Raw genomic sequence first — 12671 nt, forward strand, 5'->3', positions numbered from 1 at the left:
GATTCTGGGAGGAACAAGAATGAAACCGTTTTCCAAGGCGCTGGTCAGCGCCATTGCCCTTGCGACCGCCGTTACCGCAGCCCCGTTGAAAGCTGACCCAAAGGCCGAAGTTTTGCATTACTGGACATCTGGTGGTGAAGCCAAGGCCGTCAAGGCCTTGCAAGAGGCCTTTGCTGCCCGTGGCGGCGAATGGGTCGATGCTCCGGTCGCTGGTGGCGGCGGTGACGCACAGGCCGCCGTTCTGCGGGCCCGCGTTTTGGCAGGGGACCCGCCTGCAGCAGTTCAAATCAAAGGCCCGAACATTCAGGAATGGGCCGAGGCCGGGGCGCTTGCCGACCTTTCGAATGTGGCTGCAAGCCAGAATTGGGACGCCGTGTTACCGGACGCGATCCAAAACATCGTCAAGTATGAAGGCAATTACGTGGCCGTGCCGGTAAACGTACACCGGGTTGACTGGATCTGGGCCAACCCCGAGGTTCTCGCCAAAGTGGGCGCTTCGGTTCCGACAACCTGGGACGAATTCAACGCGACCGCAGACAAGCTGCTCGCCGCGGGTATCATTCCGCTGGCCCATGGCGGTCAGCCCTGGCAGGACGCGACAGTGTTCGAAACCGTGGTTCTGGGCATTGGCGGCGTCGACTTCTACCGCAAGGCGCTGGTCGAATTGGACATGGATGCTCTTGGCTCCGACACCATGGTCAAAGTATTCGACCAGATGCGCAAGATGCGTGGTTATGTCGATCCGGACTTTCCCGGGCGTGACTGGAACCTGGCAACGGCCATGGTGATGCGCGGAGAAGCCGCGATGCAGATCATGGGTGACTGGGCCAAGGGCGAATTCGCGGCAGCGGGCAAGATGCCGGGCAAGGATTACATCTGTGCGTCGACCCCATCGGAAAACGGGTACCTGCTGAATTCCGACAGCTTTGCCATGTTCAACGTCAAGGGCGACGACCTGATTGCGGGGCAAAACCTTTTGGCCGAACTCATTCTGGGTACCGAATTCCAAGAGACCTTCAACCTGTTCAAAGGATCGATTCCGGCCCGGACGGATGTTTCGCGCGGCGCGTTCGACGATTGTGCGATCAAGTCGATGGATGACATGGTGTCGGCCGCTGACGGCGGTACGCTGCTTGGTTCGATGGCGCATGAAATTGCGCAGGCCGGTGCCGTACGCGGTGCCTTCATCGACATTGCCACCGCGCACTTCAACTCTGACATGTCTTCGCAAGAAGCCGTTGAAAAGTTGGTGAAAGCCATCAAACTGGCCCAGTAAACCTGCTGAGCTTCGCCTGTGGCCCGCATTTTGATGTGCGGGCTACAACATCTGGTTTCACTTGACGCATTCTCGGAGGAGATCAGCTTGTGACCCGACATTCCCCAAATATCACCGATCGAATTGCCCGCGTTCTCCCACAGATCGTCGTGGCCCCAAGCTTTGCTCTGATCCTGTTCTTCGTCTACGGCTTTATCGTCTGGACCGGCTATATTTCGCTGACCAAATCCAAGATGCTGCCAAACTATACCGTGATCGGTCTCCGGCCCTATGAACGGCTGTTCCAGATGGACCGCTGGACCGTGGCGTTGGAAAACCTGTTCATCTTTGGCTTTCTTTTCATTTTTGTTGCGATCGTGATCGGTTGCCTGTTGGCGATCTTGCTGGATCAGAAAATCCGCGCCGAAGGATTCATTCGCACCATCTATCTCTATCCGATGGCGATTTCCTTTATCATCACGGGGACGGCCTGGAAGTGGATCATGAACCCGTCGCTGGGGCTGGAAACCGTGATACGCGGTTGGGGCTGGGAGAGCTTTTCATTCGGCTGGACCAACAGCGAAACTCTGGCTGTCTATGCATTGGTCATGGCGGCCGTCTGGCAAAGCGCGGGGTTTGTCATGGCTCTGTTCCTGTCGGCCCTGCGCAGCGTGGATCAGGACATCATCAAGGCGGCCAGCCTGGATGGTGCGTCGCCCTGGAAAATCTATCTGCGCATCATCCTGCCTTCGATGCGACCCGTCTTCATGAGCGCGGTCGTGATCCTTGCTCATCTGGCAATCAAAAGCTTTGATCTTGTCGTCGCTCTTACTGGCGGTGGGCCGGGCTATTCCTCGACGTTGCCGGCGAACTTCATGTACGAGATGACGTTCCGCCGCAACGAGATCGCTGTTGGTGCCGCCTCGGCCATGGTCATGCTGGCCACGGTCGCCGCGATCATGGTGCCCTATCTGTATTCCGAATTGCGGGGGAAGAAACATGTCTGATACCACCACATTCGCTCCTGCTCAGACCCGATCAAACGCTTGGCTGCGCTTGTCGTTGTGGGTTGTCCTGTTCGTGTTCGCGATCTGGTTCTTGCTGCCTGCCTATGTGGTGGTTGGAACCTCGCTCAAGGATCTGGCCGAAATTCGCGGTGGATCTCTTCTGGCCCTTCCGCATGAGTTGAATTTCACCGCCTGGAGCCACGCCTGGAGCAAGGCTTGCATCGGGGTCACATGCGAAGGTCTGGAGCCATATTTCTGGAATTCGGTCATCATGGCGATACCGTCCGTCGTATTGTCCACTTTGTTGGGCGCGTTGACGGGATATGCCCTGACCAAATGGAAATTTAGAGGGGCCAACATCGTATTCGCGCTGATCCTGTTTGGCTGCTTTGTGCCTTTCCAGGTCGTTATTCTGCCTATGGCGCAAACGCTTGGCCTGATTGGCATCACCAATACGGTTTACGGATTGATCCTGGTGCATACGGTGTATGGGCTTGCCTTTACCACCTTGTTTTTTCGCAATTACTACGTCTCAATCCCGGATGAGCTGGTACGAGCCGCGACCATTGATGGGGCAGGTTTCTTCACCATTTTTCGCCGCATCATCCTGCCGCTGTCACCGCCCATCATCGTGGTGTCGGTGATCTGGCAGTTCACCCAGATCTGGAACGACTTCCTGTTCGGAGCCAGTTTCACGACCGGCGGGGCTCAGCCGATCACCGTGGCGATGAACAATCTGGTGAACACCACGACCGGCGTAAAGCAATACAACGTCGACATGGCCGCGGCGCTTATCACCGCTGCTCCAACCCTTCTCGTCTATATCGCAGCGGGCCGCTACTTTGTGCGTGGTTTGACCGCTGGTTCTGTCAAAGGATAAGAAAATGGCTTCTCTGACAATCAAGAATGCAGTCAAACGCTATGGCAGTGTCGAGGTTCTGAAGGGGGTCGATATCGACTTGCAGGATGGTGAGTTTCTCGTGCTTCTCGGAGCATCGGGCTGTGGTAAATCCACGCTGCTGAACATGATCGCAGGTCTTGAAACCGTGACCGAAGGCGAAATCAAGATCGGGGATCGGGTGATCAACGATGTGCACCCCAAAGACCGCGACATCGCCATGGTGTTCCAATCCTATGCGCTCTATCCCAACATGACTGTTGGCAAGAACATGGCCTTTGGTCTCGAAATGCGTGGGGTGCCGAAAGCAGAACGCCAAACTGCCGTGACCGAAGTTGCCAAGATGCTGCAGATGGATCACCTGCTGGATCGAAAACCCAGCCAGCTTTCGGGCGGTCAACGCCAACGGGTGGCCATGGGGCGTGCGCTGGTCCGTCGTCCTGAAGTGTTTCTGTTCGACGAACCGCTTTCCAACCTTGATGCCAAGCTGCGCCTGGAAATGCGCACCGAAATCAAACGGCTGCACAAACGTCTGAATGCAACGATGGTGTATGTCACCCATGATCAGATCGAGGCCCTGACACTGGCCGACCGGATCGCGATCCTGAAAGACGGCGAAGTCCAGCAATTGGCCAGCCCGGCCGAAATCTATGACCGCCCCAAGAACATGTTTGTCGCCGGGTTGGTCGGGTCGCCACCGATGAACTTTATCCGCACGAAACTGTCGCGCACCGAAAAGGGATATGGTGCGGAAATCTCGGTCCGCGCAAATGGCGGCGATCAGCCGGTCCTGCTTGACCTGTCGGATCAATCATTGGATCTTGGCCCATATGTCGGGCGCGAGATCGTCATCGGTCTGCGCCCGGAGGCAATCAGCCAGGCAGGGCAGGGGAACAGCGGAACACAAAGCTTTGCGTCCGAAATCGATGTGACAGAGGCCACCGGCGCAGACACGCTGTGTGTGCTCAACTGGAGCGGGATCGAGGTCATGGCACGGGTCAGTTCCGGCTATGCCCAGATCATCGAAGGCACCATGGATTTTACCGTGGACATGACACGGGCCAGCCTGTTCGACCCTGAAACCGAGATGCGGCTGGAGTAAGCCGCCAAACGGGCTTTCGGGCATAGGAAAGAGACAAGCCATGTGGAATTTCGTAGCAGATGTCGGCGGCACAAATATGCGTCTTGCCGCGATTTCGAATGTGGGATCGATTGTTGACCAAAAGTCGTATCACTCCAAAAGTGATCTGGACTTCCCCGAGGCCTGCGCGTGTTTCATACGCGAACATGACGGGCCACCCGAAGCTGTTGTAGTCGCTGCGGCAGGTGTGGTTACGGATGGCGCAGTGCAGCTGACAAACTCGGCGCAAAACTTTTCCGAGACCGAGCTGGCCGAGGTCTGCCAGACGCAAAACGTCAAAATCCTGAACGACTTTGAGGCGGCGGCCTGGTCTCTTGCGACGATCGGTGGGGGGGACACCCGGGTGTTGCAGGGGCCGACCGACGTACCGCATGGTCCGCGGTTGGTTATCGGACCTGGAACCGGGCTTGGCGTGGGGGCGTTGGTTTGGGTTCATGGGCAGCCCCATGTTGTACCCGGCGAAGGGGGGCATGTCAGCCTGTCACCACAGTCTTACGAGGAATTCGGCTACTTTGAACAGTTGGTGAGACTGTGGCCCGAGATCCGTATCGGAAATGGGGTGGCCGTCGAGGCCGAAGCCATCCTGTCCGGCACAGGTGTTCCCATGCTCTATGAGGCAGTCGCACATGCACGCCAGTCAATTGTTGAACCCAAAACCTCTGCGCAGGTGTTCACCTTGGCAAAAAGGGGAGAGGATCAGAATGCCAATATCGCCATAGACCTGTTTCGCCGGGCACTGGGCCAGATCGCTGGCGATCTTGCCCTGGTCTTCAATGCCAAAGGAGGGGTCTTTCTGACGGGCGGCGTTGCGCTTTCCAATACATGGATCTTTGATCGACGCTTTCTTGATGCGTTCAACGCTGGTGGTCGCCACAGCAATTGGCGATCAGCCATGCCTGTGTACCTGTACCAGAACCCGGATTTCGGCCTGCTGGGGGCTCGAAACTATGTTTCCACACGCTAAAGGATGGGCAAGATGTCAAAGATCAAGGTCGGCCTGCTGGGATATGGAAACGCTGGACGGGTGTTCCACGCGCCCCTGATTGTGGCCGAACCCCGGTTGGAATTGACCAGGATTGGCAGTCGTGACTTCAGCGACAAAACGTTGCCGCAGGGAGCAACAGGCGCGCCGATCCTGGACGTCGTCAATGATCCCGATATCGACCTTGTGGTTGTTGCGACACCAAACGACAGCCATGCGTCGCTCGCCGAACTGGCGCTGCGCGCGGGAAAGCATGTTGTGGTCGATAAACCGTTTACCCTGGACAGCGGCTCGGCGGCCCGGATCGTACAACTGGCCGAGGACACTGGGAAAATGCTCAGCGTGTTCCAGAACCGTCGCTGGGATGGTGGGTATCTGACCGCACGGGACGTGGTGGACGACGGTCTTCTTGGGTCGATCAGTTATGGCGCGTTTCATTTCGACCGCTACAGCCCCGCAATCAAGGATCGGTGGCGCGAGTGGGATCGACCGGGGGCTGGAATTCTCTACGATCTTGGCCCGCATTTGGTTGATCAGATTGTGGTGCTTTTTGGTATGCCCGACGCCGTGACCGCCAATTTGGCGCGCCAACGCCAGGGCGCTGTTGTCGACGACTTCTTTCACATCGTCCTGGAATTCGGACCAACACGGATCGTGGCCCATGCCAGTTCCCTGATGCCCGATCATGCGCCCCGCATTTCGCTGTTTGGTGCGCGTGCATGTCTGTTCCAATATGGGTTCGATGGCCAGGAAGACGCATTGAAACGGGGGGAACGCCCGGGCGATCCGCAATGGGGTCAGACACCGGGCGGTCGCGCCGAGATTGTTGATATGAATGGCGAGCGTCGGGCGCTGAAACTTCGGGACGGTCAATACGAGGCGTTTTACGCCGGGATCGCCGATGCAATTTGCGATGGGGCACCGCTGGCCGTCACTGGATCACAGGCTCTGGAGGTGATGCGTGTGTTGGATGCTGCCAAGATTTCCGGCCAGACCGGCACGCGGGTAATGCTTTAGTCGCTTGGCGGTCTGGCTTGACTGCGCCGCGCCGGAAACACGAATTTCTGCGTGTCGACGACCGCAGGTCCGCCAGCTAGCGGAGCCAAAATGTTGAGACTTGCATTATAGGTACGCGGCCCGGCCCGCTTACAGAATGTTGCGCTGAAACACTCCTCAGGATTCCCAGTCTCCGGATGCGCCGAGGGTCTTCAGGATTTGCCGAAATGCCTCATGTCCCCGGTGCAGGGCCTGACGTTCAAGATCGACAAGAGTTTGGGGGCTGAATTCGGAGTGCCGCAGTATGACACGTGCCGGATCAAAGGGCGGATCGAGATAGGCAAACGCGCCGTCTCCCAGGCTTACACCCTTCAGCGCCTTGCGCCCGGCCTGAATGGGCGCGCTATAGGCCCAGACGTTTTCAAACGTGAACCGCCGCAAACCCTGATCCAGAAGGCGGCGGGTCAGGTCGGCAAGCGGTAGGAAACCGTCTCCGACCGGAACACCGGCAACGGTGAGCTGGCCTGCATCTTGGGCCCGGATCATCACGTGGTCTTTGAAATGGATTGAATGGACATGGGGCAGCACCGCGTCCAACGCGGCAATCGGATCTTCCAGAACCATCTGTGAATTGCCATAGTCGTAGAGGATTTTCAGATTGGGATGGTTCACCTGTTCGACGATGTCGGCCAATTCCGGGCCGGTGAAATCTTCGTGGTTTTCCAGCACGATGATCACACCCAGGTCGTGTGCTTCATGCACCACGGCCGCCAGATCGGCGGATGTGTTTTGCATCATCTCACTCACGTCTGCGCCATGACGGGTGTAGGTTCGCAGGGATGTCGCCCCCATGCGATGCGCCACATTCAGCATTTTGGACATATGCGCGGGTGCCGTATCCGAAGTATCCACCTCCAGGCTCATCCCATGCGCGACCAGATAGGCGCGCAGACGGTCCATACGGTCGGTGTCACATCCGCCCAGATGGCGATAGCTTGCATCGTTCAGCGACAGGCTGATGCCCTGAAACCCCATTGACCGTGCAAGATCGGCAAAGGCGATGGCGTCAAACCCCGGCTGATGCGCAAAGTGATGCCGGAGGCTGAAGCTGTGGATGGTGGTATCAACGATCATGCGCAGTGTCCCATGTAGGTCAGTTCTGCGCCAAACGCGCGACGATATCGCGAACAGATGTCCGCATCTTGCAACACTTCGGCGCGCCATGCGCAATACCCGGCGAAACGCCATGCATAGGCAGGGCGCAGCAACGCGTAACGCTCGGCAAGGTCTGGGCGAGACAGGGCCGACCAGAAGTCGCCGACCTGCGCGTCGGTCAGGGGCGCGCGTTCGCCCAGGATCTGGAAACCGGGCGACAGGAAGCTGTAGATGTCTTCGCAAATGTCGCCGATGGCTGGGCATTGCCAATCAATCAGGCGCAAGTTCGACCCCGCGCCGACCAGATTGCCACCAACATCCGTATGGATCAGAGACAGCTTGTGCGGCGGGGGCACCTTGGCCCAAGGCGGTGGGGTGGTGGTGGGCTGTGATGTGCAGCGGGCAAACAGGGCATCGCCTTGGGCAATGATGTCTCTGACATCCAAGGGGACGCTGCGAAAACCTGTTGGATCGGCGACCTCTTTGCGCATCACAAGCGCGGCGACGCTGGGCATGTCTCCGTCCCACATGTTCCCTTCGACGTATTCGTAAACCAGCAGAGATTGATCAGCCCAATACCCGACCAGATCGGGGGCAACGTCCAGCCCCGCAAGACGGTGCAAGGCTTTGGCTTCGTCGTCCGGCAGATTGGGAAAGAGGGTGCCTGTCATCGGCTCGGCAAACTCTTTGGCGACAAGCCGTCGGTCCGCGGTATCGACACGCCAGACTGAATTCAGATACCCTCCCTTAAGCTTGCGAAAAACTGTGCGGTCATCTGCCAGACCCTGCTGGGTGAGAAAGCGCCGCAGCTCGGCCTCTGTCATGCGAAACCTTTCAGTGTTTCCAAGAGTTCCGCGTCAATCGGAATGCCATGTTTTGCGAGATTCCGTCTGTTTTCTTCGCGTCGCGCATTTGGCAGGCGGGCCCCGTCCTGTTCAGTGATGGAGGCGACGAGCGTGGTGATCGTCTGATGGAAACCACCGCCCGAAAATTTGTCTGGATCAAAGGCCACAAAGAACTGGCCGTTGTCGATGGGTTTGCCGTCATCGTCGGTGAATGACCCCTGATCCGGTCCCAGATTGCCCCCGGCCAGCGCGGCGCAGAGCACCTCGACCAAAAGTCCGATACTGAACCCTTTGACCCCACCCGCAGGTGCCATCGACCCGGCCAGCCCGGCCTCGGCGTCAGTGGTGGGATTGCCCTGCGCATCCAGCGCCCAGCCAAGCGGGATTGGCTCACCTGCTTCGGCGGCGTGTTTCACGGCCGTCCAGGCCACTTGCGTTGCCGATTGATCAACCAGAAAGGCGATTTTGCCATTTGGTGCCGGAACGGCATAGGAAATCGGGTTGGTGCCGATGATCGGGGTTTTGCCGCCCACCGGGGCCAGATTGGGCACCGCGTTGGTCGCACCCAGGGCCAAAAGGCCAGCGCGCGCAAGATATCCGGTGTGAAACCCCAAGGTTGCGGCGTTGTAGGAGTTGTGAACACCCATCGCCGCAACGCCATGCGTCTTGGCCGCCGGGATCAGATGTTTGAATCCCATCTCAATCGCCGGATGGGCAAAGCCGTGTCGCGCATCAACCCGAAAGCTGGTGTCTGACAGTGCCTGAACCTGTGGCACGGCCTTGCCATCGACCTTGCCGCTGCGCAGATGGGCGCAGTAATATTGCAGCCAGTAAAACCCATGCCCGTCCAGACCGGACAGCTCGGTCTCCAGAATGGCTTCGGTGAAATAGGCGGCGTTTTCTTGCGACGTGCCGCTGCCGGTCATCGCCTTCCAAATCAGGGTATGTGCGTCCTCAGGGGACAGCAAAACGCTCATTTCGCGTGCATCCTTCTTTTGCGTGCCCGAACGTTCACGGTCATCTCGTCGGTTCCGTCATGGTAGGTGCCGAACCATTTATCGAGCGGGAATTCCGGGCTGCCATAATTGCATTCATAATAGCGGTGGTGAAGCTGGTGAAAGAACCCGCCAATCAGAATGCGCGCCTTGTTTCGGGCAAACACGGCCTCGTATCCCGAATGGCCGGTAGGTGCTCCCAACAACTGCCAGTGCAGCAAGAACATGATGTGCACGGGATGGGCGGGCAGCACAAAAAAGATCAAAAGGCTGCTGAAATAGAACACATGTTCGACCGGGTGCATCGACAGGCCGGACCATGGCCCGACATTGACGTTGCGATGATGCACCGAATGCACATACCGATAGAGCGGTGGCCAGTGGATCAGGCGGTGGACCAGGTAAAAGTGCACCCCCTGAAACAAGGTCAACACAGGGAAGAGCAAGACAAACCAAACCGGGCTTTGGGAAAACTCAACCGGCATCGTCCCCCCATTGGCAAAGGCCCAACGCATGGCAATCTCAAATCCCGACGCAATCGGCACACCAAAAACCAGCGTGTGAAACATGTTGTCCCATGTCTGGTATCCAAAAAGGAACAGCGCATTCTTGCGGCCTGTGATCGGGCGGGTATCAAAGCGCAGGACATTGCCCTGACCGTCGATGCCATAGAACCAGATGTGCAGCCCGCCCACCACCAACACCACCGCAACCATGTTGCGCAGCAGCACCAGCGCGGCCCAATCCCATCCAAACGTCGCCTCTGCAGGCACAAAGGGCATCAGCCAGAAGGCGATGACAAAACTGTAGACCAGAAACAGCGCCCGGTCAGAGACTTGTAGGAAGTTTTCAAAGATCCAGCGCAGAACTGCCCAGGGCCGGGGGGGCCACTGCCAGTATGGCATCGGGGCCAATGGCAGCTCTGGCGCGTGGTTCCAAACGGCGGATGTGCGGTGAGGTGTCGACATGGTTTGGCCTGTTCGTATGTGGTGTTAAGATGCGTGCATACGTTTTTTGGTTTCCCGCACGCGGTCCGTGGCCTCCGGGCTGCCGTCGTGATAGCTGCCGAACCAGTTGTCCCACGGCATTTCCGGGTTGCCGTAATTGCATTCAAAGTACCGGTGATGCAGCTGATGGTGGAACGACCCGATTTTCAGGTGGGCCTTGTCCCCCAACACCAGGTTTTCAAACCCGGCATGGGATGTGGCCGTGGCCAAGGCCAGCCAATACCCCATGAAGATGAAGTGGATCGGGTGTGCGGGCACAACGAGAAAGATCAGTAGCAGCCCCATGTAACCGATATGTTCGACCGGGTGCATCGAAAAGCCGGACCATGGCGCAATCGAGACACTGCGGTGATGCACCGAATGCACCCGTTTGTAGATCCATGGAATGTGCAGCGCGCGGTGCAGCCAATAAAAGTGCAAGGATTGGATCGCAGGCATCAACAGGAACAAGGCAAAGAACCAGATCGGGTTGCTTTTGACCGTGATCATGGGGGCCCAGCCATTGGCATAGCCCATCCAGACAATGGCATCATACAACGTCCAGATCGTGACGCCGGACAGAAGAGCGTAGGTGACGTTGTCCCAATATTGATCGTCCCACAGGAAAATACGTGCATTCTTGGCCAACCCGCGCCGGTCAAATTTGAAATCGTCGCCCTGTTTTTTCCACCCGTACAGCCACAGGTGCAGCCCCTGTGCGAAGATGATCATCAAAATCAGGTTGCGTGCCCAAAGCTGCAATACCCATCCCCAGCTCAGGTGTTGCATCTGCTCCAGCGGTGGCACCAACCATGCCCAAGTGGCCCAGGCCATCAGCGCATAGATCATGAATTCGGTCATTGGCAGCCAGTTGGTCGCAAACCACCGGATCGTTGCCATCGGATTGGGCGGCCATGAGAACAGCGGCGTGACAGCGACAGGCAGGTCAGGATGCCAATTCCATTCCTTGCTTGGACCGGCTTTCAGGTGCTCGTCAGTGTGGGACATGTGTGCTCCTCCCGTCAGGTCGATTGGGATATACTTCATGTTTTTAACCAACATCGAAAACACTGGTATTTGTCCGCAAATTACATAACCTCAAGTTATGAATAGATATCGCAAATCTCTGCCGCCGCTTGACAGCCTGTTGTTTCTCAACGCGGTTGCAAACAATCGCAGCCTGAACAGTGCCGCCGACGAACTGTTTGTGACGCAGGCGGCGGTCAGCAAACGTATTCATCGGCTTGAAGAATGGCTCGGAACGCCGCTGTTTTCCCGCGACGGGCGCGCCTTGCAAATCACCGAAGCGGGCGCTGGTCTGGCCGCAGATGTCGAGATTGCATTGGACTTCCTCGAGCGCGCGATTGACAAGGTCAAAGCCCCGGAGCAACCGGTGGTGCGCGTCGCTGCGAATGCGGCCGTCTCCATGTTCTGGCTCTATGGGCAACTGAAAGAATTCTCGCTGAGCGACAGTTCCTGCAACGTGAATGTCTCAACCAGCGACAGTACTGCTGATTTGTTGTCAGACCGCCATGATCTCGTGATCTTTTATTGTGACGGGCAGGTGCCCGGGTGGAAAACCGTCAATCTGCTGGGCGGTGATCTTGTGCCTGCGGCGACACCGGAAATTGCCCGGAAGGCCCGAGACCACGCGATGTTTGAAACCACCGTGCCCGCTGAAAATGCGCCGGCTCTATTGGAATATGCAATCCTCACGCCAGAGTGGGTCAATTGGAAGGTCTGGCTCAAACGAATGGGGCGCGCAGATATTTCTGCCTGGCCTACAATCCCGTGCAACAGCTACGTACATTCCGTTGGCAAGGCTCTCAAAGGCGAAGGCGTCGTTCTCGCCAATTCGGATTTGCTCGACGCCGAATTCCAGTCCGGCAGGCTGGTCAGAATTGGCGATGTTGGTCTGACCCCAAAGAAATCCTATTTTCTATGCTACCGGGAAAATGCCCCGCTTTCACAATCCACGACAAAGCTGCGAGATTTCCTGATCAGCGGCATCCACACAGCTCCGAGCAGCCATTCCCGCTGACCATCCCATAGCGGATCTGTCCTGCGTGACGGTGGCAATCTCGGGTGACGATAGGGTTGGCTGCGAGCTGACTATCGGGAAACAGCACTGACGGTGCCCTGTGCGGTTGGTGCCAGCTCAATGATCGCGCGCTTCACATTCTCTGGCACGCGGTTTTCGAGGGTCGGCTTCTTGTGGGAGAAGTTCACGAGAGCCGTTTCACCATCTTGCTCGGAGAGCATCTTGAACTGACAAAAGCCGTCGCGCGAACGACGGACATTCGCCGCGTTGCGCGTTCGGGTCCGGTACGCAGTCTGTGCCAGACATTTGCCCCGGTCGCTGTCCATTGACTGCTGCAGGTTGCAGGCGGATACTCGGAAACACCAGAATA

Annotated in this window: 13 protein-coding genes; 7 read left to right on the forward strand and 6 right to left on the reverse strand. The window is 57.5% G+C overall.

From position 1 onward, the window contains the following. The first annotated feature begins 19 nt into the window (after positions 1–19). From QEZ52_RS09685 to QEZ52_RS09710, 6 genes are all read left to right on the forward strand, one after another. Positions 20–1276, forward strand: a complete 1257-nt coding sequence (locus QEZ52_RS09685) for an ABC transporter substrate-binding protein (RefSeq protein ID WP_406649861.1) — start codon at positions 20–22, stop codon at positions 1274–1276. 110 nt (positions 1277–1386) lie between these two features. Further along, entirely contained in the window at positions 1387–2262 is an 876-nt protein-coding gene (locus QEZ52_RS09690; RefSeq protein WP_406650413.1) for a carbohydrate ABC transporter permease, read from the forward strand. Next, positions 2255–3142, forward strand: coding sequence for a carbohydrate ABC transporter permease (locus QEZ52_RS09695; protein ID WP_406649862.1), 888 nt, complete (start codon positions 2255–2257; stop codon positions 3140–3142). Before QEZ52_RS09690 ends, QEZ52_RS09695 begins: the two co-directional genes overlap by 8 nt. A 4-nt stretch (positions 3143–3146) precedes the next feature. Then, positions 3147–4262, forward strand: a complete 1116-nt coding sequence (locus QEZ52_RS09700) for an ABC transporter ATP-binding protein (RefSeq protein ID WP_406649863.1) — start codon at positions 3147–3149, stop codon at positions 4260–4262. Between the two features lie 40 nt (positions 4263–4302). Further along, complete coding sequence (locus tag QEZ52_RS09705) at positions 4303–5265, forward strand: ROK family protein (protein WP_406649866.1); 963 nt, start codon at positions 4303–4305, stop codon at positions 5263–5265. Between the two features lie 12 nt (positions 5266–5277). Continuing rightward, on the forward strand, positions 5278–6300 hold the full coding sequence (locus tag QEZ52_RS09710) for an oxidoreductase (RefSeq protein ID WP_406649869.1): 1023 nt from the start codon (positions 5278–5280) through the stop codon (positions 6298–6300). A 156-nt stretch (positions 6301–6456) separates the two neighbouring features. Here QEZ52_RS09710 and QEZ52_RS09715 read toward each other — a convergent pair whose 3' ends face one another. The 5 genes from QEZ52_RS09715 to QEZ52_RS09735 are packed head-to-tail and all read right to left on the reverse strand — an operon-like array spanning position 6457 to position 11268. Next, positions 6457–7413, reverse strand: a complete 957-nt coding sequence (locus QEZ52_RS09715) for a sugar phosphate isomerase/epimerase family protein (RefSeq protein WP_406649872.1) — start codon at positions 7411–7413, stop codon at positions 6457–6459. Continuing rightward, positions 7410–8258 carry a hypothetical protein gene (locus tag QEZ52_RS09720; RefSeq protein ID WP_406649875.1) on the reverse strand — a complete coding sequence of 283 codons (849 nt, stop codon included), beginning with the start codon at positions 8256–8258 and terminating at the stop codon, positions 7410–7412. The genes QEZ52_RS09715 and QEZ52_RS09720 overlap by 4 nt, the downstream gene beginning before the upstream one ends. Beyond that, a complete protein-coding gene (locus QEZ52_RS09725) occupies positions 8255–9256 on the reverse strand; it encodes an Ldh family oxidoreductase (protein ID WP_406649877.1) in 1002 nt (333 codons plus the stop codon). The genes QEZ52_RS09720 and QEZ52_RS09725 overlap by 4 nt, the downstream gene beginning before the upstream one ends. Continuing rightward, positions 9253–10242 carry a sterol desaturase family protein gene (locus QEZ52_RS09730; protein ID WP_406649879.1) on the reverse strand — a complete coding sequence of 330 codons (990 nt, stop codon included), beginning with the start codon at positions 10240–10242 and terminating at the stop codon, positions 9253–9255. Before QEZ52_RS09730 ends, QEZ52_RS09725 begins: the two co-directional genes overlap by 4 nt. A 24-nt stretch (positions 10243–10266) precedes the next feature. After that, positions 10267–11268 carry a sterol desaturase family protein gene (locus QEZ52_RS09735; protein ID WP_406649882.1) on the reverse strand — a complete coding sequence of 334 codons (1002 nt, stop codon included), beginning with the start codon at positions 11266–11268 and terminating at the stop codon, positions 10267–10269. Positions 11269–11365: 97 nt separating this feature from the next. On the opposite strand from QEZ52_RS09735, the gene QEZ52_RS09740 reads away from it, so the two are divergent. Next, positions 11366–12301, forward strand: coding sequence for a LysR family transcriptional regulator (locus QEZ52_RS09740; RefSeq protein WP_406649886.1), 936 nt, complete (start codon positions 11366–11368; stop codon positions 12299–12301). Between the two features lie 71 nt (positions 12302–12372). On the opposite strand, the gene QEZ52_RS09745 is transcribed toward QEZ52_RS09740, so the two are convergent. After that, a complete protein-coding gene (locus tag QEZ52_RS09745; RefSeq protein ID WP_406649888.1) occupies positions 12373–12627 on the reverse strand; it encodes a hypothetical protein in 255 nt (84 codons plus the stop codon). Between the last annotated feature and the right edge of the window lie 44 nt (positions 12628–12671).

The sequence above is a fragment of the Aliisedimentitalea scapharcae genome (assembly GCF_045277565.1).
Taxonomy (GTDB): Bacteria; Pseudomonadota; Alphaproteobacteria; order Rhodobacterales; family Rhodobacteraceae; genus Aliisedimentitalea; species Aliisedimentitalea scapharcae.